Here is a 24,550-nt window from a genome sequence, read left to right as displayed (position 1 = left end):
TTGCCACCCCGCAATTAATGTTACAGTATAACATATCACAAAATACCTACATTAAGTACTTATTTTCGTGTATCACGGCAAGTGACACGAAAGCATCATTAAGCACCGTTAAGATTATTACGTTAATTGCTTTGGGAGTATTAAGCATGGTCACACGTAGACAATTCACAAAAAGCACCGTGGCATTGGCATTTTTAGGCCTCAATAGCAGCATACTAGGTTGCGCACGCAAACAAGGTATCACGCCAACCCCAACTACCACGGGGTATGGTCCTCTTATCCCTGACCCAAAAGGTTTATTAGACTTGCCAGAGGGATTTAGTTATCAAGTTATTTCTGCGTTAAATGATAAAATGGACGATGGTTTGAGCGTGCCTGACAACGCGGATGGTATGGGTTGTATTGCTCTTAGTAGCAATCGTATTGCTTTGGTTAGAAACCATGAACTAAGTCCAAAACATTTGCAAAATGCGGCATCAGATATTGCCGCACATAGAACAAAAAAAGCCTACGATACATTCAACCAAGACGTCGCGCTGCCAGGTGGTACCACAACCTTAGTTTATAACCTTGATACACAACAAATCGAACAACAATACTACAGTCTTGTCGGTACCATTCGTAACTGTGCTGGCGGAACAACACCTTGGGGTACGTGGCTAAGCTGCGAAGAAACAGTGCGTTTAGCAGACAGTGAAATTGATAAAGATCACGGTTATATATTTGAAGTCCCGGTCGACCAGCCTGGTTTATGCGACCCTATACCACTGGTAGACATGGGGCGCTTCAACCATGAAGCCGCAGCAGTAGATCCCAGAACAGGTATAATCTACCTGACTGAAGATAGAGGCGATGGCCTTTTTTACCGTTTTATACCTCACCAAAAAGGTAGGCTTGCGCAAGGTGGCATATTGCAAGCATTGGTATTTAAAAGCCTAAATAAGTTCGACACGCGAAACTGGCAACAACAAAATATGCCGCTTTCAAATTGGTACGAAGCTGAATGGGTAACACTAGACAATCCGCAAAGCCCAGAAGACGATCTTAGAATACGTGGATATGACCTTGGTGCAGCAGTATTTGCACGCGGAGAAGGGATCCATTTTGGTGACAATGAACTGTACTTTTGCTGCACAAATGGCGGCGGGAAACAGTTAGGCCAGATCATGCGCTATCAACCCTCAGCATACGAAGGCACAGATAAAGAGGCTACTTCGCCCGGTCAAATTCAGCTGTTTTTAGAAAGTAGCGATAAATCCCTGTACGACTTTGGCGACAATCTGACCGTGACACCGCAAGGACACCTACTGGTATGTGAGGACCAGTATACATCCAACCCAAGCAACCACTTGAGAGGCGTTTCACCACAAGGAGCTGTTTATCCTTTTGCTAAATTGCGAACCACTACCGAATTGGCAGGAGCCTGCTTTTCTCCAGATGGTACAACGTTATTCGTCAATGTCTACTCTCCGACTAAAACACTAGCAATTACCGGAGATTGGCAAAATTATCACAGTGTGGGATAAGGACTATTGCAGCCAGTTTTCGCTGGCTGCAAGACGCACTCTCAGTGCAAAAATAGACTTAATCACCTCAACGTTACGCGTGATGTCGTCTATTACGTCGTCTTTTCAGGTAGGGGAAAAAGAACAGCACTAGCCCTGTTACAGAAATCACTAAGGTCGCAAAGGACACAGGTAACATTAACCAAATATTGGCATTTTTCTCAAAAAAGGTGCCATCGTGAAGGCTTTCGATTAATTCTGAGTTACGTTTTGCGACATGCAAAATTTCACCGGTTTGGTTGTCGATCTGAATTTCTATTTTATTGTTGCTACGAATTTTAGTGATCCCTTTAGCTGGTCTCACATCCAAACGGTTAATATCATCCCAACTCTCGATTTGAGCCGCGTCGACTGACTTTGCAGCTGTTAGTATTTGCGTAAAGCTTAGCGTTGGTACAGTACCAACTCCCTGTGCCGAGGGCGGCTGAATAAAACTAAACTCTTTTCTTACCAGCAACAAAATACCGGTAATAATGATCACAAGTAACGGCAACGAAATAATAAAACTCGCCCACCTGTGAATACTTCTATTTTTTCTATTAAAGCTCATTGTTTCTTTTAGAATTGCATACTTGTTGATAGTTTAAAACTGCGCTCTGGCTGCAAAGCGGCATCTTCATCCAGACTCCCGTAGTAACGCTCATTGGTGAGGTTATTAACTCCGATATTAACAGTTTGCTGACTGTTAAGTTGATGCGCAAGAGATACATCCCATACTGTAAAAGATTCTCTCGACAATTCAGAATCCCCCACTTCATCCACTTTAAAAGTATGGCGGTAGGAGTTAGACAACGACCAATTGCCAAAATTCACTAATAAGGTCCAGCTGAGTTTTCTTGGGTGTAAATCATCAAGCTTTTGCTGACTACCATCCTCGCCGCTTTGTCGCTGATAAGCAAAGATATGCTCTATGTTGTCACTGGCATACCACCGTAATTCAGCCTCAAAGCCAACAATTTCAGCTTGATTTAAATTACGATAACTCAAATGACCAGCTTGGGTCTCGTAGCGATCGATGTAGTTATCTAAGTCGTAGTGATAAAGCGCGCTATACAGGCTCAGTTGCTCCGACGCATGCCAGTTTAGTGAGAACTGCTTACCAACACTGGTTTCTGGCTTGAGCGACTGGTTCCCAACAATAAGGCCCCTGGGAGTTTGACCGTAAAACAGCCGTTCTGATAACGTTGGATAGCGAAACCCACTGCCCACGTCCAGCCCTAATTCCAGCGTATCCGAGAGAGGCAACATGGCTGCAAACGAGGTATTCAAACGACTATCTGTTGTATCATCTGATTGTAAGCTTTGCTGCGTCAACCAGTCATACCTCAAACCAAAATCAAAATTAACCTTACCCCAATTCCAATGTGTTTTACCATACAATGCAAAGTTATCTTCTTCTGCATTCAACTCATTATTTATGCTGGTTGAATTACTGTTTTTTGTGTCTTCGAGCAACTCGTAATCACTGGTAATTTTGACACCTTTTCGAGATAGCCAATCAATGCCCCAGTGACTTTCATTTTCCCCCATGGTTACTTGCTGCAACCATTGGCCACCAATCGTGTGGCTTTGATACTGACTCAGGCCATCATAACGTTCAAATCTAGCTGTCCTGCTGTCCCAATTTTGATAGTGGTGATAAAACTTTGCCATCCAATCTTGATCGCCATTCAAATGCACTTGCGCTAATGAATGCAGCTCTTCAGGATAGCCGCTGATCTGCTTAGTAGGATATTTCGCGTTACTTTTACCAATGTCGCGACCATAACTAGGCAGCCAGGAATAAGTTGTGGTAAAACCATCATGTTTGGATTTGTATCTTACCAACCCAGAGAACCGCTCAAATTGTGTATGTAGTTCATCCCCATTGGCCGCATGGGCATTGTTCGCGTGTTGATATGCAATAGCTGCGGTAAAGTCATTGCTTTGATGCTTGAGATTCAAATCAACACCTTGGTTATAACTTTGTCCAGACACCGTGAGCTGTGTTTTATCGGGCATTTCTGTACTTAAACTAATAACCCCCCCCATGGCTTGGGAGCCATATAGCGTCGAACTTGGGCCTTTAATAACATGCCCTAGATTAAAGAGCGCAGGGGAAATAAACGAAGCCGAATTACCTGCTCGCCTATCTGTAATGATTGGAATGCCATCAATCTCAGTACGTATTCTTCCACGACTGAAGCCTCTAATCGCATAACTTTGAAACTGACCACCTTGGCCGTTTAAACTCACCCCAGTGAGCGATGTCAGCTGATCTGCAATGGTCCTATTTAAAGAAAAAGTAAAGCGCTCATCTAAATACGACGAGGTATGATTGGATGTGGCAATAGTAAGAGATTCTTTTGGCGCTAAAATCTCGATGACTTCAAGTTGCTCACCATTTGCAATTACCACCACCGGCACACAAAGGCAAAAAAATGGAATTATCGTTTTCATAGTTAAGGTACAGCTCAATTAACTCATTATGCGTTTTGTTATCGTTGTTTCATCAGGACTTCTTCATTGTTAACTAATTAAAAGGCTAAGCATTTTTCGTCCTGGAAATATGCCAAATTACTTGATTAACATAAAGCTTAGCATTTGATCGCAAAACGGCGTCGCTAAGTACGACGCCGTTGAAAGGTAAAGGCTACTTGGCAATAACCGATGCACCCTTAGTCCAAGGACCGCCCGCATCAACAATTGCTTGTTGAATACTCGGGATAGTTTCTGCTTTTAAGGTAGAAACACGCTTAATAACGTCTTCTAACCCTTGTTGAGCAAAACCAAACTGCTGACGATGCTGTTTAGTTGGCCCATACGTTGACCACAGCGCAGACATGGCATAACCCAAGCGGCTTGAGATATTGGCTGGCTTTGCACCCATTCTTGTACGCGACTTCAGGCCGTTTAACTCAAAGTTAATCGCATTAATATCAGCTTGGGCTTGTGCATAAGCTGATTCAAGAGCGTTAATATTACCCGGAGTACGATCGATTGCGGTACGCAATACTTCCATTGTTTTTGTCATTTCGCCTAATACAGCGGTTGTGGACGTGTAGCGTCTTTGTACATCTTTAAGTTGCTTACTGAATCGCGCGATTGATTCTGCTGTTGGACCAGATACTGCACCTTCCGTAATTGGTTGCAGTTCAAACTCTACAGGGCTTGCTAGTTGCGAGATTTCCCCTTTCACGCGCTTGTAAAGTGTTGCAGTGTATTTACCTGGCATAACCATTGTACTCATCGCAAACGGGTCCCACATGGACGCTTTTTCGCCTGTAATTGCTTGGTTAGCTGCGTACTCCATGTCCCAAGTCACACGGTGTATCCCTTTACTTGCTTTGCCTGCAACACGGTCGACGAACTGACCTTGCGCATCGCGAATTTCAAGATAGACCACAGGTTTTGGTTCTTGGTTTTCTTTTTCGATGTCTTCCCATGCTGGATACTTAGGATACTTCTCATCTTTAACCATTTCTTTTTCAGCTTTTTGGCGCTGCTCTTTAGCTGTTAGTAAGCTGTCTTTTAAGAAATAAGTTAAGGTAGCACCATGATCAGGATTTTTCGCCACATATCGATCATCACCATCCGTATTACTGTGGTTTGTATCTAGTTGGAACCATTTAACCGGGCGGCTTGGGCCCATCAGGATAGCCTCTTGCTCCATGGCTTGCTCTGTCAATGCACGCAGCGGTGCGTAATCATCAAGAATATAAATACCACGGCCAAAAGTACCCGCCACTAAGTCATTTTCACGGCGTTGTATTTTTACATCACGGGTTGAAATCGTTGGGATCCCGCCATTTAACTCGATCCACTTTTTACCGCCATCCACGGTGAAGAAAATACCGAACTCAGTACCAATAAACATTAAGTCTTTGTTGACGTGGTCTTGTACAATTCGCCACACTAAGTGATTCTCAGGCAAGTCTTTAGCAAGTGACTTCCAAGTTTTACCTAGGTTTGTCGACTTGATCAGATATGGTTTGAAGTCACCGTACTTGTGATTATCAAGGGCCACATAGACAGTATTTGGATCGAACAAGTCTGCACGGATATCATTGACATAAGCAGTTTCAGGTACACCTTTCACACGCTTCAAATCAATCTTTTTCCAATTTTTACCACCATTGCTGGTCACTTGGATCAGGCCATCGTCGGTACCAGCCCACAATATATTTTCGTCAACAGGGCTTTCTGAGAAGTTCGCAATCGTATGATACTCAGACATGGCGTAGAGATCCCAACCGGCTTCTACCGACCAAGTCCGTCCCATCATTGGGATATGCATACGGTTGCCGTTTTTAGTCAAGTCACCAGAAATAGGTGTCCAGCTATCACCGCGGTCATCAGAGCGCCAAACTCGTTGTGAAGCAAAATAAACGCGTTTGGGGTCGTGCGTCGAAACATTTACTGGCGCATCCCAGTTGAAGCGCTCAGCAGGATCACCTAGACGCGGCTGAGGTTTGATATAAACATTCTCACGAGTCTTGAGGTCATGACGAGTTAAATTGCCCTGCTGCCATTGAGAATACATGATATCAGGGTTACCAGGCTCAACAGCTGGTTGATGTCCATCACCACCAAGGGTTAAGAACCAGTCTTTATTCTTGATACCTTCTTCACGTAGGGTGCGCGAGGGGCCACCTTGTGTAGAGTTGTCTTGCGCACCAGCATAAACTTTATAAAATGGCTTAGAATCATCAGGCGCGACCTTATAGAATTGCGTCAATGGTAAATTAGCCATAAAGCGCCAGTTCGCCATACGGTCATGAGACATATAAATACCACCATCGGAGCCGATCAACACAAAATCAGGATCTGTGGGGTGAAATGCCATCGCATGGTCGTCTACGTGTTTACGCTTAGTATTGATAGGGGTCCAAGTTTTACCACCGTCATCGGAAACTTTACTGTAGTTACTCGCGATGTAAATACGATCAAACTGGTGCTTGTCCGCAAAGATCTCTTGGTAATAGTGGGGACCTGTACCGCCACCAACTTCATCAGACATCTTCGTCCAGCTCTGACCTCGGTTTGCCGAGCGATATAATCCGCCCTTGCGGTTGTCAATTTCAACCGCTGCATATACGACATCTGGGTTGATAGGCGAAATCGCTAAACCTATTTTACCCATATTGCCAGTTGGCAAGCCTGTCTTTAGCTCTGTCCAAGTCTCACCGCCATCATCTGATGTGTGAATGCCTGAAGCGGGCCCAGTTCCAACGTAAGTTGCTACTTTTCTTTGTCGAGACCAAGTGGCTGCATACAGTTTATTAGGGTTTCTTGGATCAATTAATAGTGAGGTAACACCTGTCCACTCATCTTCTGGTTTGAGCACCAACTTCCAAGTTTCACCACCATCAGTGGTTTTATATAACCCGCGCTCTCCACCACCAGTCCAAAGTGGACCTTGCGCCGAAACCCAAACTGTATTTGAGTCTGTCGGATGAACAATAATGTCAGAAATACGCTCGGACTTCTTCAAGCCCATGTTTTTCCAAGTTTTACCGCCATCCATTGACTTGTAGACACCATCACCAAAGCTGATGTGTCGGCCCCCATTATTTTCTCCGGTACCAACCCAGATTATGTTTGAGTTACTCGGATCTATGGTCACATCCCCTGTTGAATACACCGCTTGTTTGTCAAAGATAGGTGTCCAGGTTGTGCCCGCATTCTCTGTTTTCCATACACCACCCGATCCCACCGCAGTGTACCAAGTAGATGGATTTTTTTGGTCAACTTCAATATCTGCAATACGTCCGGACATATAAGCCGGGCCAATATTGCGCAGTTTCATCGCTTCAAAGGTTTTGCTGCTAAAAATTGACTTTTCCACATCTGATTTCGCGGCCAGTGTATTCGAACTAGCGCACGCTAAAGACACAGCTACAGCTGCTTTTAGTAGTACATTCATTTTCCCACCGATGTTGATTTTAGTTTTTATCCTCGTCAACATTAACTTAAAAAATGATAGACGTATGTAAATATTCGCTGAGGTTACAGAAATTAGAGTCTAAAGTTATATTGTAACATTTTATGTCCCCAAACAGCCGAAATGAAATTTAAGCACCTGAAAACGGTACTTTTTCGCGAACACTTTAAAAACGCAAAATCGGAAAGAATAGAACTTTCAATAGTCCTAGTTACAAATGGCAGTATTTACTTGCTGTAACAAGTGATTATATTGTTGAGGTGAGAAATGTCAGGTTCTGCGCTTTCGCTTGTTTAAATTGGCCCGTCAAAGTTTCAGGAACGGGCCAAAAACTAAATGTTTACTTATAAGTATTTGTTTGCAGTTGAGATAGGAGCTTAATGCCAAGTTTTTCAGCAACAATACTCAGACCAAGCCCAAAACGCTCAGCCAATGCCTTTTTGGTTTTGTACTTCACACTGAAAAGCTGGTGAGTTTCGTTTAACTCCAATAGCAAATCGTCACTTGTTTTGATTTCATCTACCAAGTCAAATTCTTTTGCATGAGTCGCAAACCAATGTTCACCCGTTGCAACCTTATCAATATCTAGGCTCGGCCTGTGTTCGCTTACAAACTGCTTAAATAGCGTGTGGGTATGCTCTACTTCACTTTTGAATTTATCACGACCTTGGTCGGTATTTTCACCAAACATGGTTAACGTGCGCTTATATTCACCCGCTGTGATCTGTTCAAAATCCACGTCGTTCTTTTTCAAAATTTTATTGAAATTAGGAATTTGAGCCAGTACGCCAATCGAGCCAACAATCGCAAAAGGTGCAGCAACAATTTTATCTGCCACACACGCCATCATGTAACCACCGCTTGCAGCGACTTTATCGACACTGATAGTCAGAGGCAAACCCGCTTGTTTTAAACGGATCAATTGAGATGCGGCTAAACCATATCCGTGAACAACGCCACCACCACTTTCCACATTAACAAGCACTTGGTCTTTGTCCTTGTTGGCAATGGTCAAAATTGCAGTAATTTCTTCTCTTAAGCTCGACACCTCATGCGCATCAATGCTACCAGAGAAATCAATGACAAACGCTTGCTTCTCTGGTTTTTCATCCGTCTTCTTCTTGTTTTCTTTAAGGTGTGCTTTTAATGCTTTTTTATCTAATGTTTGCTGTAAAAACTCTTCTTTCGTTTCTGCTAACTGAGAAGATAAGTCTTTGACTTCAATCTCTCCAGATTTGCTCTTTGGTTTTTGACTTGCGCCCACAATTAAAACGATAATGGCACCAATAGCAATTACGATTGTCACCGCTTTTGCCAAAAATAAGCCATATTCAAACAAAAATGCCAATGCTATCTCCCGACCTTTGCTGTAAAAGTATTTAATTAAAAACCGCTCAGCGGTAATTGTTCATCTTGTCCTAAATAAGATTACTTTGCAATAACAGCGCTAATTGCGATACCAATTATCGGTAAATCAGCCATATTCAGAGGAATATTTAGTCAATCGCTGTAGTCTTTCATTCACACCACACTCTCCAAAATAAATTTAACAAGTGTCAGCGCGATTTAGGACGGATCACAGGCATAAAAAAAGCCGCTACTTAGCGGCTTTTTTTGATGTTTCATATTACTTCGCAATTACACTTGAGTCCGTAACTGGTAACTGTAGCCCTTTAGAAGCTAAGTAAGTCGCAACTTGCTTCTGCATCTCAGCAGTCGCTTGTGCGTGGCCTTGAGCCGTTCCACCAGTTTGCTGATCAAATGAAGGGGTTAGCAGCGAGCTATGATGGCCTTGTGAGAAGTTAACCACATATCGTCCAGCAGTGCCGTCAGTTGACTGCTGTGACTCTGTGACCGTTTCTAATCCCATCATTGCGGCCAAAGGTGTGCTGCCGCCAAGCGGGTTGCGCGGTAATGTTGTCGCAGGAATAACTTGGTCACCCTTATTCTCACCTTCACCGCCAACCACTACACTCATATACATTGGTGTATTTACTGCGCGTACAAGCGGCGCGTAATTGAGAGGATCAGCGCTGTCCAACACGGTTTGTGATGCGTAGGCAAATTGATCAACTGTCGCGTTAATCGCACCTATAGACGCCAAGTCACCTTCCGCCTCTAAATTAGCAACAAAGGTATTGTATGCACATGCTGCAAATGCACTTGCACTGCCTGCAAACGCGCTACAATCAGCCACTGCACCTTCTTGGAGGTAACCGCTAAACTTTTTAGACACAGCTAAATCTGACGCACCTTGCAGCACAGCAGTTTTAACAACCGGTCCAAAAGAAGCAGACTCAACTAGGAAGTTTGCAATGCCCGCACCACCACTAGACAATGCCGCAGGCCCTACCTTAAACAGCGCCTCAGCTTGTTTCAAACGTTCATCAGTAAACGGTAAATTAGCGTGTGCAATAAAGCTTGGCGCAACAATTGAGCCCAGTGACTGACCAACAAAGCTCACGTCGTGTGTATTAAAGTTAAGTGGCACTTGAGATGCCGCGTTAATAGCATGCAAGCCCAGTCTTAATGCTAATAAATCAGCTGTAGATTGACGTAAGTTATCACGCGCAACTAATAGTGACTGCAGATTCATGTAGTGCAGCACGCTTTTTGTCGACGCATTGAACTCGTCGTTGCCATCACCATCAACATCAATACCGCGCTCGCCATGTAATGGGTGGTCAATAGCGACCGTTGCAAAGCCAGCTTGAGACAGTGCTAACGTTAGGCCAAGCATATCTTCTTTTTTACTGGTAATTCCATGCTGCATGATCACAACAGGGAAACCAGTTTCGGGTGCTGGTGACAACGGGAATGTGATTTGCACTGGTGCATTCGCAACCCACTGCTCTTCAGGAATAGGATTGTACTTAGTAACAAACTTTTGTGCATCCAAACCAAGGTCACGAAGTTGACCTCCGGACAGTTGTTGACACTGTTCGTCTAACGACCCAGCTGCCGGCTCTGGAAGCTGGCCACCCGCTGCAGCCGTTGCGGCCATAACAGCGACACCATTGTCACATTTTGCTTGCCAATAAGTATCAGCCAATGCAGCGCTTTCACCATTTTTCGGTCTTGAAAGATATTGTGGTAACTGGATGTTACCTTTTAGATACCTAATACCACCAGCTGCTTGAAGCAACTCAGGAGGCAGTGTTGCAGCAAGACCAAACTCTTCAAATTTGTCTGCAACCGAAACAAAGTCTTGCTCAGCTACCGTCACCATAGGTTGGCGCTCTGTATTAATCGTTGCGGCAAGTAACTGCTTGATGGAACCAACAACAGCACCTGTAGACTGAGTTGTCATTGCCGCTGTATACACAATCTCTTCAGCGCTAATTGATTCACTCGCAACCAATGCTCGTTCATAGCTGCGAATGACAGCTTGAAGCGACTGCTGAGCGTCGGTCACCAGTGGTGCTTCTTGTCTTAGCAATGTATAGGTCGATGAAGGAGTTAGACTACGTCCACCGTCGATGCCATCTTTAATATTTGTCGTCAAGACGGTAATGTACGTGGTATTCGTCTTAAATGGCTTAACAGGTATAATATTAATGTTCTGGCCATCGCTACTTAACTGAGATACGAAATCCCCAGTTGGACCAAACGTCAACTCACTGACGACACGACAGGCAAGTGCAGGCGTTAACTGAGCACACGCTTCAGTTTGACCATCATTACCCATCGCAACTTCAAAAATTCTTACCGCGCCTGGGGCTGCAACCGTCGCGGCGTCAATTGTCACGCCTGAAGGAGTATTCAAGCCAATTTGATATGGCATTTGTGTAGACCAACCGTCTAAACCACCGAGCGCTAGAGAAGGGTCTGCGTAACTCGCACGTGATACCTGGGGCTTTGAATCACCATCTAGCTCTCCTGGTATATTTAGTGTGCCATCTTGTGTCCCGCTAAACAGAATATCATTGGGGACGGAAATAACACCATTTGAGGGATCAAATTTAACCGATGCAACCGGTGTTACAGGTTTGGTGTCTTGCTTTACATCTTCTAGCGTTTCACCGCCACCACAGCCTGCGAGGGCGGCTGAGACAGCAAGTGGTAGTAACAGTTTCTTCATTGTTTTGGCTCCGACATAATTTTATTATTATTGTTTCTCGGTCAGCGCCTACATTTGCCTCTATGTTGTAAGCACAAATAAGCCGCCGAGAATAATTCGTTAAAACTATGTAATTTTGCTTTTAATAAGACATTAGACCAGTTTAACTTAACGCAAAGTGTAGCCTTTCGCCACTCCTATTTGCAATAAATTCGATAACTTGCGCCATGACTATGATAAAATATAGCAAATGTATTTGTTCGAGGTCCAATATGCAAACATATAATGCAGCTAACAACGCGTTAGAAAATAAAGTGATTTTGGTCACAGGTGCGGGTGATGGTATCGGCCGTATTGCCGCAATTAATTATGCGAAACATGGCGCCACTGTGATTTTGTTAGGGAAAACTACCAGCAAATTAGAGGCTGTATACGACGAGATCATTAACGCAGGTTACCCACAACCCGCAATTGTACCTTTGGACTTAAAAGGCGCGACAAAACAACACTACAGAGACTTAGCTTCTACGATTGAACAGCAGTTTGGTAAACTGGATGGCTTGCTTAACAATGCGGCAATTTTGGGAACAATGGGCCCTCTAGAACATTTCTGTGTATCGACTTTTGAAAGCGTGATGAAGGTGAATGTCACTGCACAAGCCATGATCACGCGTTTTCTTTTCCCGGTTATGCGTAAGGCCCCAAGCGCATCTATAATTTTCACATCCTCTGGCGTTGGTCGCCAAGGCCGTGAATTTTGGGGCGCCTACGCTATCTCAAAATTTGCGACTGAAGGTATGATGCAAACTTGGGCCTGTGAAGTGGGAAAAACAAACATTCGTGTCAACTGCATTAATCCTGGGGCAACTCGCACCAGTATGCGTGAAGCCGCTTTTCCTGGCGAAGACAGAGACAAGTTGAAGACAGCTGAAGACCTTATGCCAACTTATTTATATTTGATGTCTGATGACTCACTAGAAGTAAATGGCCAATCAATCGATGCACAGCCAAAATAGACATCTTTATTTAATCAAAAGCTAAAAACAAAAAAGGGCCTAAAGGCCCTTTTTTAATGTGCTTAATATTATCGACGCTTGTTTTGCTTCAAACGTTGATTGTGCTTGTGTACTGCTTTTCTAATACGGTTAACTTTTGCGCGTTTATCTTTGCGCTTTTCAGGCATAACAGACAACTTAGTTTGCGTTTCAGGTCTCAAGCTCACAGATTTGCGCAAGTAATTGACATCTTCTAACTTGAGCTCTTCCCACCCACCTTGTGGTAGACGTTTATTCAGTTCAAGCTTACCATAACGCACACGGATCAAGCGTGACACTTCAACTTCTTGTGATTGCCATAAACGACGTACTTCGCGATTACGCCCTTCTGTTAGCGTTACATTAAACCACTTGTTGATGCCTTCACCACCACGCGGCTTAATTGATAAAAACTTAGCTGGGCCATCTTCTAATTCAACACCTTGTGAAAGTGTTTTCAATGTTTGATTCGTGACTTCACCAAATACACGTACCGAGTACTCACGCTCTACTTCGTACTTAGGGTGCATTAAACGGTTGGCCAACTCACCATCATTGGTAAACAGTAGTAGGCCTGATGTATTGATATCTAATCGGCCGATTGCAATCCAGCGATCACCTTCTAAACGCGGTAGTCTGTCAAATACCGTACGGCGGCCTTCAGGGTCTTTACGCGTACACAGCTCACCTTCAGGCTTGTGATACATTAAAACTCGGCAAATACGCTCTTCTTTTTGCTCGATCTTAACCACATGGCCATCCACTCGGATCACCGCATTTTCTTCGACTCTGTCGCCTAACTTAGCAACTTTACCATCAACACTGACACGGTTTGAATCGATATATTTTTCCATTTCACGACGCGAACCTACACCCGCGCGCGCTAATACTTTTTGTAGCTTTTCACTCATTCTGATGGTTCTCTCACAGAAGGATCATTTAACATCTGATCTAGCTTCTCACTCTGCAACTCTGGTAGTTTTGGTAACCCATCCAGACCCGACAATGAAAAGTAATCTAAAAATAATTTGGTTGTCGCATACAGCGCCGGTTTACCGGGGACTTCTTTATGACCAACAACTTTTATCCACTGCCGCTCTAACAAACTCTTCATAATGTTGGAGCTGACAGTTACACCTCGTACCTGCTCTATTTCACCCCGAGTGATCGGTTGACGGTATGCAATCAACGCAAGTGTTTCTAAGGTAGCGCGTGAGTACTTCGGTGCTTTTTCTTGCCATAGCATATTGAGCCATGGGCTCAAGCTTTGACAAGCTTGAAAACGGTATCCTGTCCCAACTTCGACTAATCTGACACCTCGCGTTTGATAGTGCTCAAAAATTGTCTCGATAGCTTGATTTATTCGTTGATCAGATACATGGATATCTTGCAGCACAGTTTCTTTCATATGCTTTTTAGATAGCGGCTTATCTGCCACAAATATTGCAGCCTCAACCAACTCGACAAGTTGTTCATCACTGACTCGGCGTTTCATGTCACTTTAACTTCAATAAGGCTAGTCGAAAGCGCGGTATTATGACAGAGCTAGGACGACTCTTGTAGCTTTAATGACAAATAAATTGCACTGCCTAAGTTGACTTGTACAATTGAAATTAATTGCTCTTTAAGCAATTCAAGCATAGCGATAAATGTCACAACTACACCGCTTCGTCCCTCTTGTACACTAAATAAACGACTGAATTCGACCGGGTTAGTGTGCTCTCCTAAATATTGCAAAATCATCGACATGCGCTCCCGCGTTGACAGAGCTTCGGCGCTGACTTGATGATGCTCAAACTGCTTCGCTCTTGCCATCACCTCAGTCATTGCCAACAGCAGTTCTTTGAGTTCGACATCGGGAAAAGATTCATCACTTTGTTCGGTATCTTCAATCAATGCACGAGCAACAAAGATATCGCGTTCCACACGAGGAATTTTATCTAAGTTTTCAGCGGCCACCTTAAACTGCTCATATTCTTGCAACCGTCTCACTAACTCCGCGCGAGGATCTTCTTCTTCTTCAAGCTCTTCATGGGTTGGTAATAGAAGCCTCGACTTAATTTGGGCCAACAGCGCAGCCATCACCAGGTATTCGCCAGCCAGTTCTAGCTGCAATTCTTGCATCATTTCTACATAGCGAACGTATTGCTGCGTGATACTCAAGATAGGCAGCTCTAAAATATCCAGCTTATGCCGCTTTATTAAGTACAACAAAAGATCCAGAGGACCTTCAAAACTCTCGAGGATCACTTGAAGCGCATCAGGGGGAATATAAAGATCTTCTGGCTTTTCTAATACGGCTTCACCGTTTAAAAAAGCCAGCGGTGGTATTGGCGAAGTAACGTCAGTCATATCTATTCGAAAGGTGCGGCATCGCCACAGCCATGGCGTAATATCTCAACACTATCCTCTGACATATCAATCACTGTTGTCGCTTGCTCTATTAAATAGCCACCATGGACGATGAGATCAACATGCTTTTCTAGCTGCATGCGAATATCATCGGGATCAGATTCTGTAAACTGCTCTCCTGGTAAAATCAATGAACACGACATAAGCGGTTCATCCAACTCTTCTAAAAGCGCGCTCGTAATCGGATGTTCTGTAACTCGTATTCCGATGGTTTTTTTCTTATCGTTAATCAATCGTTTTGGTACCTCTTTGGTACCTTTTAAAATAAACGTATATGGACCAGGAGTATTGTTCTTAATTAGTCGGAACATCTGATTGTCGACACGAGCATAAGTAGATAGCTCAGACAAATCACGACACATTAACGTAAAATTGTGGTGCTTTTCGATGCCTCGAATGCGCTCAATTCGTTCTTTCGCCTGTTTGTTGCCCAAACCACACCCAATGGCATACCCTGAATCGGTCGGATAAACGATTACCCCTCCCTTTTGGATAATCTCAACTGCTTGGCGGATTAATCTAGCCTGCGGGTTATCTGGGTGGATATGAAAAAATTGACTCATGCTAACATTCCTCTGTGGCTCCCCAAAATTGCCAGACGCCTTGGCAATCTTTTGGTAAGTATAGGTTTCTTCCTAGATCTAACCAGCTGGTTGGATAATGAAAATCAGATCCTTGACTGGCCAGTAAATTATATTCTTGAGATAACTGGCCAAGAAATTGTCTTTCACTAGGCGCTTGTTGAGGTTGCGCAACTTCCATGGCTTTACCACCGACAACAGTGAATTCATCCAACAGTTTACGCAACCATTTGTTGGACATTTGATAACGCCCGGGGTGTGCTAATACAGCAATTCCACCAGCCCCTTGAATAGCATCTATGGCTTCGCTCATTGAACACCAACTGCTGGGAACATAACCTGTTTTGTTGCGTGCCAAAAACTTTTTGAATACGCCTTGAATATTTTTCGCCACTCCGCGTTCCACCAGCGCCTTTGCAAAGTGCGCACGGGTAATTTCAGCTCCGTTAGCCAATTCTAACGCTTGCGTATATATACCTTCATAGCCTCGCTTTTCTAGCCTTGCGCCTATCTCTTTTGCTCGTTCTCGACGCTTTTGTTGCTGTGAAGTCAAAAGTGCTTGCAATTGAGGGTGGTTAATCTCAATATTAAGCCCAACAATATGGATCTCAAAACTCTCCCACTTGGTCGAGATTTCAACGCCAGAAACAATTTTTAAATCAAGGTTTTGCTGGGTAATATAGTCTAGTGCGACTGGTATTCCTGCAACGGTATCGTGATCGGTTAAAGCCAGTACATCAACGCCCTTTTCTGTTGCCCGCTCAAGAAGCTCAGGTACCGTTAAACGCCCATCAGAAAAAGTGCTATGACTGTGTAAGTCATACTTAATCAAAGTTTTCCCCTTAAAAACAAACACCCGCAGTATACCATGGCAAACTTATCCAAGTACGGTTTTATTTACCATATACATAGCGAGGTCTGATTACTCGGACTCCTTTACTAGGTCAAAATGCTTATTATTTATAAGTAAACCATGCTATTGGTTATTTTTTAATAATAGTGCTTGACAGTTTGCACCTGAGTAGGGTTTACTGTAGGTACTTAAATTGACATAACGAAATCTTTACAAATGAATCTAACACAAAAAACAAAAATCGTTTGGTGGTGGCACTCGTAACTGCGGGTGTGATTCGTTGTGTCTAACGACTTTAAACCCGCGCTGAGTACGCGGGTTTTTTTATGGAATTTTTATAGTGATTAACAATTTTTGCAACAATTCATCTACAAAATCTTGGTGGTGGTGCCTGAATTAGCGGGAAGGCATTGTTGTAACTAAATACACCCCCCGCAAGTTAAAATACTTCGGGGGGTTTTTTGTACTAAAGAGGAATGAGGTTTGATTTTTAGTCATATAACTACAACACCGGGTGAGGTGACGAGTATAAGGCAGCGGCGCGATTATATCGCAAGCCCCCTGTCTTTATATGCGGCCCTGAATAAGCCCAATTCACTGTTGTTGGAGTCTGCAGAAATAGACTCCAAAGACAATGTCAAAAGTATTATATTGGCCGATGCCGCACTGCGTATTGAGTGCAATGGCCTTGAAGTGAAAGTACGCGCGCTCTCAAACAACGGTGAGCAGCTGTTGAACTACTTGGCAGACCAAGTAACCAACTGCACTGTTGTTAAAGAGTACGCGGTACTGACACTGACATATAATGCCCAAGACTTATCTTTAGATGAGTACAGTAAACTGAAGGCCGACAACGCGTTTAGTGCTTTACGTACTTGTATCAATTCAATAAAAAGTAACTCAGACACGCCATTTTCTGTTTTTCTGGGTGGTGTCTTTGCCTATGATATGGTTGCAAACTTCGAAACTTTGCCAGCTGTACCTGATGGTAAAAACGACTGTCCTGATTACGTATTTTATCTGGCTGAAACTTTGGTCATGATTGACCATCAAGCCCAGACGACAGAGTTAATTGGCAATGTATTTAATGGCCCAGATGTCCATGCAAACTGTTTCGAAGTTGGTAAACAACTAGAAGAGCTCAATCGCCAGTGTGATGCATATGAGTCTTACAAAGAAGACCCTGAGCAAATATCACATGATGTGACTGTCGACATCTCAGATGATGTATTTAAAGCTCAGGTAACTCAGCTTAAGAAGAACATTGTTGATGGAGATATTTTCCAAGTTGTTCCATCTCGCACTTTCTCTTTGCCTTGCGAAAAGCCGTTAGCTGCGTATAAGCACTTAAAGAAACAAAACCCAAGCCCATATATGTTTTATATGCGTGATGAAAAATTTGTGTTGTTTGGCGCGTCTCCGGAATCTGCACTCAAATATTGCCAAGATAGCAATCAAGTTGAAGTATACCCAATTGCTGGCACGCGACCTCGCGGTAAGTTTGCCGATGGCTCTATCAATCCGGATTTAGATAGCCGTATCGAACTAGAGTTACGCGACGACAAAAAAGAACGTGCCGAACACTTAATGCTGGTTGATTTGGCTCGTAACGATGTCGCTCGTATTAGTGTACCTGGCACTCGTCATGCGAAAGAATTATTGAAAGTTGACCGCTACTCGCAAGTTATGCACTTGGTATCTCGTGTCGTTGGTCAATTGAAACCTGATCTCGACGCGCTTCATGCATATCAAGCCTGCATGAACATGGGCACCTTAGTAGGTGCACCAAAAGTGAAAGCAGCACAGCTGGTTCGTGATACCGAGCAACAGCGCCGAGGAAGTTATGGTGGTGCCGTGGGGTATCTAACCGGTGACGGTGCGATGGACACGTGTATCGTAATACGCTCTGCGTTTGTGAAAAATAACACTGCATATGTTCAAGCTGGTGCAGGGGTTGTTTATGATTCAGATCCGCAATCTGAAGCAGACGAAACCAAAGCAAAAGCGAGCGCTGTGATAAAAGCTATACAGTCTAGCTATCAAGGAGTGGGTCATGACGCCTAAAGTATACTTTTTAGATAACTTTGACTCATTTAGCTACAACTTAGTTGATGAACTATCTCAGCTTGGCAGTGAGCTTGTAGTATATCGTAACCATATTGATGCACGTACCATCTACGACAAAATGTGTAATGAAACTGCACCTGTGGTATTGGTATTATCGCCAGGTCCAGGTAAACCAACCGAAGCTGGTTGTCTGCTTGAACTGATTGAACTGTGTAAAGGCAAGTTCCCAATGCTTGGTATTTGTCTTGGCCAGCAAGCGCTGACGCAAAGCTATGGCGGTACAGTTGGTCATGCTGGTGAAACGGTACATGGTAAATCTTCCCAGATTGATGTGGAAGAGCATCCTGTTTTTGCAGGGCTAGGTAGACGGTTCCCAGTGGCTAGGTATCACTCTTTAATGGCTACAAGCGTGCCTGATTGCCTGAAGATCATCGCTAAATACCAAGATATCCCAATGGCCGTATATCATGAAACTGACAAGGTAATTGGTTACCAATTCCACCCAGAATCAATTTTAACGCCAGATGGTGCCAAGCTATTAAAGCAAAGCATCGATTACTTGACCTGTTAGGAGGCAACATGGAAAGTTTAAATCAACTAATTGACCAGCATTCATTAAGCTTTGAGCAAGCTACTGAGCTTTTTGGCCAAGTAATGCAAGGACAGTTATCTGAAATTGAATTAACTGCTGCACTTATTGCGCTAAAGATAAAAGGTGAAACGGCATCTGAAATAGCGGGTGCGGCGAAAGCGATGCGCGACCACGCCGTCGCTTTTGATAATCGTGGGCTTTACTGCGCAGATAGCTGCGGTACGGGTGGTGACGGAACGAATACCATCAATGTCAGTACGACGGCTGCAATTGTTGCTGCGGCGTGTGGTATCCCTATGGTCAAACACGGCAACCGCAGTGTCTCAAGCAAGTCTGGATCAGCTGACTTGCTACGCACTTTGGGGATTAATCTAGAGATGAGCCCTGAACAAGGAGCAAACTGCCTTGAAAAGACCAACTTCGCCTTTTTATTTGCCCCGCTCTATCACAGCGGTGTGAAACACGCGATGCCAGTTCGTACTAAGCTAAAAACTCGCACCTTGTTCAATATTTTAGGTCCGCTAGCAAACCCTGCAAAACCGCAACTTCAATTGCTCGGCGTCTATGACCCTAGTTTGTGTCGCCCAATGGCTGAAACGCTAAAAATGCTCGGCACTGAACGTGCAATGGTTGTGCATGGCGCTGGGTGTGACGAAATTGCACTACATGGCACAACCTTGGTGACAGAGCTAAATAATGGCGAAATCACTGAGTATGCCCTGACACCCGCTGACTTTGGGTTAGATAATTATTCTTTGGAAGAAATTGCTGGCGATACGCCAGAGTACAATGCCCAAGCAATTCGCGATATTTTAGATGGCAAGGGTAAAGCGGCACACAATGCAGCTATCGCAGCGAACGTAAGTGCACTTTTAGTTATGTCCGGTAAAGTAGATAACTTAAAAGAAGGTACTAAGTACGTACTTGACATATTAGCTTCAGGAAAGTGTGCGCAAACACTAAAAGCCATTGCGGAGGTTAGTCATGGCTAATGTATTAGAAAAAATTGTTGCGGACAAAAAGATTGAATTAGAAGAGCGTAAAATGACTCTGCCACTCAGTGAATTTCAATCTTTAGTAAAGCCGAGTGAACGAGACTTTTATGGTCAAATGTCTAAGCCGGGCATACAGTTTATTTTGGAGTGTAAAAAAGCCTCTCCTTCAAAAGGACTTATCAGAGATAACTTTGATCTAGATGAAATCACTTCTGTCTATGCCAAATACGCAACGTGCATCAGCGTGTTGACAGACACTAAGTATTTCCAAGGCAGTTTTGATTACTTGAGCTATGTGCGTAGTAAAGTTGAACAACCACTCATCTGTAAAGACTTTTTCATCGATGAATACCAAGTCTATTTAGCGCGTTTAAAAGGTGGCGATGCAATTTTACTCATGTTGTCCGTTTTAGATGACGAGACATATGAAAAGCTAGCCGCGCTTGCACACTCTCTAAATATGGCGGTATTAACAGAAGTCAGTAACGAAGAAGAAGTACACAGAGCGTTGAAGCTGGATGCAAAGCTTATCGGTATCAATAACCGCAACCTTAGAGATCTCAGCACTGACTTGGCAACCACTGAGCAATTAAGAAAACTCATCCCGAATAATAAAACAGTTATCTCGGAATCTGGGGTCTATACGCATAGCGACGTTAAACGCCTTACTTCACATTGCAATGGGTTTTTAGTCGGTAGTTCTTTAATGGCTGAAGATGACTTAGAAGGTGCATGTCGTAAGCTTATCTTAGGTGAGAACAAAGTATGTGGCTTGACTCGCATTGATGACGCAGTTGCAGCTTACCAAGCGGGTGCTGTATACGGTGGTTTAATTTTCTATCCTAAATCTCCAAGATTCGTAGATTTCGATTGTGCAAAAGCCGTTGTTGACAGCGCCCCTCTCAAATATGTCGGTGTCTTTGTCGATGCGCCTATTGAGCAAATTGTAGACTATGCACAAAGCTTGAGATTGAGCGTTGTACAACTACACGGTCATGAATCACAAGCGTTTGTAAGTACATTGCGCAAACAACTACCTGTCAATTGCCAAATCTGGAAAGCACAGGGAATTGTCGATGAGTTTCCGGCACCTTTTGACGAAGTTGATAAGCACCTTTACGACACCAAAACTGCATCTGCTTTTGGCGGTACCGGTAAAGTTTTCAATTGGCAATTACTTAAGAGCGCTAAAAAGCCATTTATGCTTGCAGGTGGCCTCAATGCTGACAATGTTAACGACGCATCCTATTTAGGTGCAGCAGGTTTTGATCTTAATTCAGGGGTAGAAACGAGCCCCGGTAAAAAGTGTCCAGAAAAATTACGCGACGCTTTTAACAATATTCGAAAATACTGAGGTGGATAGAATGAATACAGGATATTTTGGTGATTTTGGCGGCATGTACGTCCCAGAGTTACTCGTACCAGCACTAAAGCAACTGGAAAAAGAGTTTGAAAAAGCGCAGCAAGATGAGAGCTTTAAAGAAGAGTTCTATGCACTATTAAATGAATATGCAGGTCGCCCGACGCCACTAACGCTGTCTCGCAACTTAATTAAAAACCCAAAAGTTAAGCTCTATTTAAAACGTGAAGACTTATTGCATGGTGGTGCTCATAAGACCAACCAAGTATTAGGTCAAGCGCTATTGACCAAGCGCATGGGTAAACAAGAAGTGATTGCTGAAACAGGCGCGGGTCAGCACGGTGTTGCCACAGCCCTTGCATGTGCACTACTGGGATTAAAATGTCGTGTATACATGGGTGCTAAAGACGTCGAGCGTCAACAGCCAAACGTATTTAGAATGCGCTTAATGGGTGCAGAAGTCATTCCAGTGACAGCGGGATCTGGTACCCTTAAAGATGCCGTCAACGAAGCATTACGCGACTGGTCTGCCAATTATAAAACCGCACATTACCTGTTAGGTACTGCCGCTGGTCCACACCCATTCCCTACTATTGTGCGAGATTTCCAACGCATGATCGGTGAAGAAGCTAAACAACAAGTTATCGAAGCTGAAGGTCGTTTGCCTGATATCGTAATGGCTTGTGTTGGTGGCGGTTCAAATGCGATTGGCATGTTTGCAGACTTTATCGATGAAAAAGACGTTAAACTTGTAGGTATAGAGCCTGCTGGTAAAGGTTTAGACAGCGATGAGCACGGTGCAGCGCTGTGTAAAGGCAGTAAAGGTATTCTGCACGGAGCATATACGTACATTATGCAAGATAGCGACGGTCAAATTGAAGAGTCTTATTCCGTATCAGCAGGTCTTGACTACCCTGCAGTGGGACCACAACACGCTTACTTACATGAAACAGGTCGTGCCGAATACGTTGGGATCACGGATACCGAAGCATTAGATGCGTTCCAAGCTCTGGCAAAAAATGAAGGTATTATTCCGGCGCTTGAATCCAGCCATGCCCTTGCTTATGCATTAAAGTATGCAGAACAGCAAACTGAAGAAACCGTAATTGTCGTAAACCTAAGTGGCCGTGGAGACAAAGACCTTGCCCATGTACACAACGTATTAAATGAGCGAGGTGCACTATGAGCCGCTACAGCAACTTATTTACACGCTTGAACGATGCAAGACAAGGTGCATTTGTACCGTTTGTAACACTGGGCGATCCGACTAAAGAAATCAGCGTAAATATCGTTAAGAGCTTAATCGATGGCGGTGCTGATGCATTGGAGCTAGGTATTCCTTTTTCTGACCCAATTGCCGACGGACCAGTTATTCAAGCGGCAAATATTCGTGCACTTGAGAGCAAAATTAATACCCAAGATTGCTTTGATATTATTCGAGAGATAAGAGCGTATAATGCCGATATTCCAATTGGGTTGTTGCTTTATTCAAACTTGATTTTTGCGCAAGGACTTGAGCACTTTTATCAGCAAGCTAAAGAAGCCGGTGTTGACTCTATTCTAGTGGCTGACGTGCCTTTGCATGAATCTAAAATGTTCAGACAAGCCGCTCAGCAAGCCGATATCGAGCCGATATTCATAGCAACACCAAATGCCAGCGATGATACGTTACGTCAATGTGCAAGCTATGGCCGCGGCTATACATATTTGCTTTCTCGTTCTGGCGTAACTGGTACAGAAACAAAAGCAGAAATGCCAGCGGATACCATGATCAATAAACTCCATGACTACAATGCAGCACCTGCATTATTAGGATTTGGTATCTCTGCCCCTGAGCACGTTCAAGCAGCTGTTAAATCTGGTGCGGCAGGTGCGATTTCAGGCTCTGCGGTTGTGAAAATAATTGAAGATAACTTGAATGAGCCAGCACTGATGTGCGAGCGTTTACGTGAGTTTGTTGCAACCATGAAGGCTGCAACAGCGAAGTAATCGTGATTAATCAGCTAGGGCATCTTTAAATGCCTTAGCTGGTTTAAATAACACTTTATTTTGACCTTCGATAATAATCTCTTCCCCTGTCTTAGGGTTTCTTCCTGGTTTGGCTGGATGATAACTTAGTGTCAACGTACCAAAACCAGATAAAGCAACAGGATCGCCTTCTGACAAACGTTTTGTAATGGCATTTAAAATACTGTCCAAAGCAGCTTTTGAATCCTTTTTAGTCAGCTCATTGCGCGCAGACATCGCTGAAACTAATTCACTCTTATTCATTGAGTTCTCAAATTATTTTTAATGTGTGCGGAGGCTAGAAGTTTAGCATCAAAAAGTCAATCTTGAACTTAATTCCATAACTTGCTAAAACGCAATAGAGGCATGTTAATAAGAGTGATTAAATGGCATTTATCCTAGAGTATTTACCCTTAATTTTATTTTTTGCAGTCTATAAGCTTATGGACATATTTTGGGCTACAGGTGTATTGATCATTGCATCGCTGATCCAAATGACCTGGCAGTACATTAAACACGGTACGGTATCTCAACGGCACTGGATATTTTTTGCTATTGCCTTGTTGCTAGGTGGAATGACTATCCTGTTTCAGGATGAAAAGTTCATTATGTGGAAGGCCACAATTATCTACGCATCACTTGGCGCTTCCCTTCTGATATCGCACTACCTGTTAGGAAAAAATCTGACAAAAAAGGCTTTACTTGGGATCCTCGATAGCGCCATGAAGCAAATGCAGCAAACAAATGAAGATGCCGACTCTCTGCCCAAAAGGCAAAAAGCAGAGGATCTCCCTATTCCTACAGCACTGTATGAACGGCTGAACTTAGCATGGTCGATATTATTTTTCTTTATTGCCGTTTTGAATCTCGTAGTCGCTTATTATTTTCCGCTAGACTTTTGGGTGAACTTCAAAGTATTTGGGTTAATGGCAATTACCTTCGTCGCGGTGATGCTGACAATTGCGACAGTTTCAAAGTATCTACCTGAAGATGAGTGATTAGAATAGTTGGAACTGCACCACACATACAGCTGAAGGCCTTTCTCAACTTGGGCCACTAAAAATTTCCAACCAATGTAATAGCCCTTGCTATATTTTAGTC

The 24,550-nt window shown here is 43.6% G+C and carries 20 protein-coding genes; 9 read left to right on the top strand and 11 right to left on the bottom strand.

Features of this window, described 5'->3' with window-relative positions:
* Positions 1–146 precede the first annotated feature (146 nt).
* Positions 147–1,526, top strand: coding sequence for an alkaline phosphatase PhoX (locus N483_RS25405; protein WP_036976698.1), 1,380 nt, complete (start codon positions 147–149; stop codon positions 1,524–1,526).
* Positions 1,527–1,599: 73 nt separating this feature from the next.
* On the opposite strand, the gene N483_RS25400 is transcribed toward N483_RS25405, so the two are convergent.
* From N483_RS25400 to N483_RS25380, 5 genes are all read right to left on the bottom strand, one after another.
* The gene (locus N483_RS25400) at positions 1,600–2,115 is read right to left on the bottom strand and encodes a PepSY-associated TM helix domain-containing protein (protein WP_023400348.1); all 516 of its coding nucleotides are present in this window, start codon (positions 2,113–2,115) and stop codon (positions 1,600–1,602) included.
* An 8-nt stretch (positions 2,116–2,123) separates the two neighbouring features.
* Complete coding sequence (locus N483_RS25395) at positions 2,124–4,004, bottom strand: TonB-dependent receptor (protein WP_023400347.1); 1,881 nt, start codon at positions 4,002–4,004, stop codon at positions 2,124–2,126.
* Positions 4,005–4,197: 193 nt separating this feature from the next.
* Positions 4,198–7,470, bottom strand: coding sequence for a VPS10 domain-containing protein (locus N483_RS25390; protein ID WP_023400346.1), 3,273 nt, complete (start codon positions 7,468–7,470; stop codon positions 4,198–4,200).
* Between the two features lie 358 nt (positions 7,471–7,828).
* A complete protein-coding gene (sohB, locus tag N483_RS25385; protein ID WP_023400345.1) occupies positions 7,829–8,836 on the bottom strand; it encodes a protease SohB in 1,008 nt (335 codons plus the stop codon).
* 279 nt (positions 8,837–9,115) lie between these two features.
* Positions 9,116–11,569, bottom strand: coding sequence for a VolA/Pla-1 family phospholipase (locus N483_RS25380; protein WP_023400344.1), 2,454 nt, complete (start codon positions 11,567–11,569; stop codon positions 9,116–9,118).
* A 251-nt stretch (positions 11,570–11,820) separates the two neighbouring features.
* On the opposite strand from N483_RS25380, the gene N483_RS25375 reads away from it, so the two are divergent.
* The gene (locus N483_RS25375) at positions 11,821–12,564 is read left to right on the top strand and encodes a YciK family oxidoreductase (protein WP_023400343.1); all 744 of its coding nucleotides are present in this window, start codon (positions 11,821–11,823) and stop codon (positions 12,562–12,564) included.
* A 68-nt stretch (positions 12,565–12,632) separates the two neighbouring features.
* Here the strand turns inward: N483_RS25375 and rluB are convergent, their stop codons facing one another.
* From rluB to rnm, 5 genes are read right to left on the bottom strand one after another with little or no spacing between them, the layout of a single operon-like run.
* Complete coding sequence (gene rluB / locus N483_RS25370; protein WP_023400342.1) at positions 12,633–13,493, bottom strand: 23S rRNA pseudouridine(2605) synthase RluB; 861 nt, start codon at positions 13,491–13,493, stop codon at positions 12,633–12,635.
* Positions 13,490–14,077: an SMC-Scp complex subunit ScpB gene (gene scpB / locus N483_RS25365; protein ID WP_023400341.1), complete on the bottom strand. Its 588-nt coding sequence runs from the start codon at positions 14,075–14,077 to the stop codon at positions 13,490–13,492. Before scpB ends, rluB begins: the two co-directional genes overlap by 4 nt.
* Before the next feature lie 50 nt (positions 14,078–14,127).
* The gene (locus N483_RS25360) at positions 14,128–14,934 is read right to left on the bottom strand and encodes a segregation and condensation protein A (RefSeq protein ID WP_023400340.1); all 807 of its coding nucleotides are present in this window, start codon (positions 14,932–14,934) and stop codon (positions 14,128–14,130) included.
* Positions 14,935–14,936: 2 nt separating this feature from the next.
* The gene (locus N483_RS25355; protein WP_023400339.1) at positions 14,937–15,557 is read right to left on the bottom strand and encodes an L-threonylcarbamoyladenylate synthase; all 621 of its coding nucleotides are present in this window, start codon (positions 15,555–15,557) and stop codon (positions 14,937–14,939) included.
* Between the two features lies 1 nt (position 15,558).
* Positions 15,559–16,407, bottom strand: a complete 849-nt coding sequence (gene rnm, locus N483_RS25350) for an RNase RNM (protein ID WP_023400338.1) — start codon at positions 16,405–16,407, stop codon at positions 15,559–15,561.
* 504 nt (positions 16,408–16,911) lie between these two features.
* Between rnm and N483_RS25345 the strand changes: the two genes are divergently transcribed.
* From N483_RS25345 to trpA, 6 genes are read left to right on the top strand one after another with little or no spacing between them, the layout of a single operon-like run.
* On the top strand, positions 16,912–18,492 hold the full coding sequence (locus tag N483_RS25345; protein WP_023400337.1) for an anthranilate synthase component 1: 1,581 nt from the start codon (positions 16,912–16,914) through the stop codon (positions 18,490–18,492).
* Positions 18,482–19,066 (top strand): aminodeoxychorismate/anthranilate synthase component II, encoded by a 585-nt coding sequence (locus N483_RS25340; RefSeq protein WP_023400336.1) that lies wholly within the window; start codon positions 18,482–18,484, stop codon positions 19,064–19,066. The genes N483_RS25345 and N483_RS25340 overlap by 11 nt, the downstream gene beginning before the upstream one ends.
* Positions 19,067–19,074: 8 nt before the next feature.
* On the top strand, positions 19,075–20,079 hold the full coding sequence (gene trpD / locus N483_RS25335) for an anthranilate phosphoribosyltransferase (RefSeq protein ID WP_023400335.1): 1,005 nt from the start codon (positions 19,075–19,077) through the stop codon (positions 20,077–20,079).
* Positions 20,072–21,436, top strand: a complete 1,365-nt coding sequence (gene trpCF / locus N483_RS25330) for a bifunctional indole-3-glycerol-phosphate synthase TrpC/phosphoribosylanthranilate isomerase TrpF (RefSeq protein ID WP_023400334.1) — start codon at positions 20,072–20,074, stop codon at positions 21,434–21,436. The genes trpD and trpCF overlap by 8 nt, the downstream gene beginning before the upstream one ends.
* Before the next feature lie 10 nt (positions 21,437–21,446).
* Positions 21,447–22,628 carry a tryptophan synthase subunit beta gene (trpB, locus tag N483_RS25325; RefSeq protein WP_023400333.1) on the top strand — a complete coding sequence of 394 codons (1,182 nt, stop codon included), beginning with the start codon at positions 21,447–21,449 and terminating at the stop codon, positions 22,626–22,628.
* A complete protein-coding gene (trpA, locus tag N483_RS25320) occupies positions 22,625–23,431 on the top strand; it encodes a tryptophan synthase subunit alpha (protein WP_023400332.1) in 807 nt (268 codons plus the stop codon). Before trpB ends, trpA begins: the two co-directional genes overlap by 4 nt.
* Positions 23,432–23,437: 6 nt before the next feature.
* Here the strand turns inward: trpA and N483_RS25315 are convergent, their stop codons facing one another.
* Entirely contained in the window at positions 23,438–23,713 is a 276-nt protein-coding gene (locus tag N483_RS25315) for an HU family DNA-binding protein (protein ID WP_023400331.1), read from the bottom strand.
* 122 nt (positions 23,714–23,835) lie between these two features.
* Between N483_RS25315 and N483_RS25310 the strand changes: the two genes are divergently transcribed.
* Entirely contained in the window at positions 23,836–24,447 is a 612-nt protein-coding gene (locus tag N483_RS25310; protein ID WP_023400330.1) for an inner membrane-spanning protein YciB, read from the top strand.
* Positions 24,448–24,550 lie beyond the last annotated feature (103 nt).

Source organism: Pseudoalteromonas luteoviolacea NCIMB 1944 (assembly GCF_001625565.1).
Classification (GTDB): Bacteria; Pseudomonadota; Gammaproteobacteria; order Enterobacterales; family Alteromonadaceae; genus Pseudoalteromonas; species Pseudoalteromonas luteoviolacea_F.
The sequence above is the reverse complement of the archived record's forward strand: the minus strand, read 5'-3'. Positions and strand labels throughout refer to the sequence as shown.

Bases quoted from the DNA above. Each gene is read 5' to 3' on its own strand.
- N483_RS25315 (WP_023400331.1), bottom strand. From the start codon at position 23,713: ATGAATAAGAGTGAATTAGTTTCAGCGATGTCTGCGCGCAATGAGCTG.
- N483_RS25380 (WP_023400344.1), bottom strand. From the start codon at position 11,569: ATGAAGAAACTGTTACTACCACTTGCTGTCTCAGCCGCCCTCGCAGGC.
- N483_RS25355 (WP_023400339.1), bottom strand. From the start codon at position 15,557: ATGAGTCAATTTTTTCATATCCACCCAGATAACCCGCAGGCTAGATTA.
- trpB (WP_023400333.1), top strand. From the start codon at position 21,447: ATGAATACAGGATATTTTGGTGATTTTGGCGGCATGTACGTCCCAGAG.
- trpD (WP_023400335.1), top strand. From the start codon at position 19,075: ATGGAAAGTTTAAATCAACTAATTGACCAGCATTCATTAAGCTTTGAG.
- N483_RS25360 (WP_023400340.1), bottom strand. From the start codon at position 14,934: ATGACTGACGTTACTTCGCCAATACCACCGCTGGCTTTTTTAAACGGT.
- N483_RS25375 (WP_023400343.1), top strand. From the start codon at position 11,821: ATGCAAACATATAATGCAGCTAACAACGCGTTAGAAAATAAAGTGATT.
- N483_RS25310 (WP_023400330.1), top strand. From the start codon at position 23,836: ATGGCATTTATCCTAGAGTATTTACCCTTAATTTTATTTTTTGCAGTC.
- trpCF (WP_023400334.1), top strand. From the start codon at position 20,072: ATGGCTAATGTATTAGAAAAAATTGTTGCGGACAAAAAGATTGAATTA.
- N483_RS25400 (WP_023400348.1), bottom strand. From the start codon at position 2,115: ATGAGCTTTAATAGAAAAAATAGAAGTATTCACAGGTGGGCGAGTTTT.
- trpA (WP_023400332.1), top strand. From the start codon at position 22,625: ATGAGCCGCTACAGCAACTTATTTACACGCTTGAACGATGCAAGACAA.
- N483_RS25340 (WP_023400336.1), top strand. From the start codon at position 18,482: ATGACGCCTAAAGTATACTTTTTAGATAACTTTGACTCATTTAGCTAC.
- N483_RS25405 (WP_036976698.1), top strand. From the start codon at position 147: ATGGTCACACGTAGACAATTCACAAAAAGCACCGTGGCATTGGCATTT.
- rluB (WP_023400342.1), bottom strand. From the start codon at position 13,493: ATGAGTGAAAAGCTACAAAAAGTATTAGCGCGCGCGGGTGTAGGTTCG.
- N483_RS25390 (WP_023400346.1), bottom strand. From the start codon at position 7,470: ATGAATGTACTACTAAAAGCAGCTGTAGCTGTGTCTTTAGCGTGCGCT.
- N483_RS25395 (WP_023400347.1), bottom strand. From the start codon at position 4,004: ATGAAAACGATAATTCCATTTTTTTGCCTTTGTGTGCCGGTGGTGGTA.
- scpB (WP_023400341.1), bottom strand. From the start codon at position 14,077: ATGAAACGCCGAGTCAGTGATGAACAACTTGTCGAGTTGGTTGAGGCT.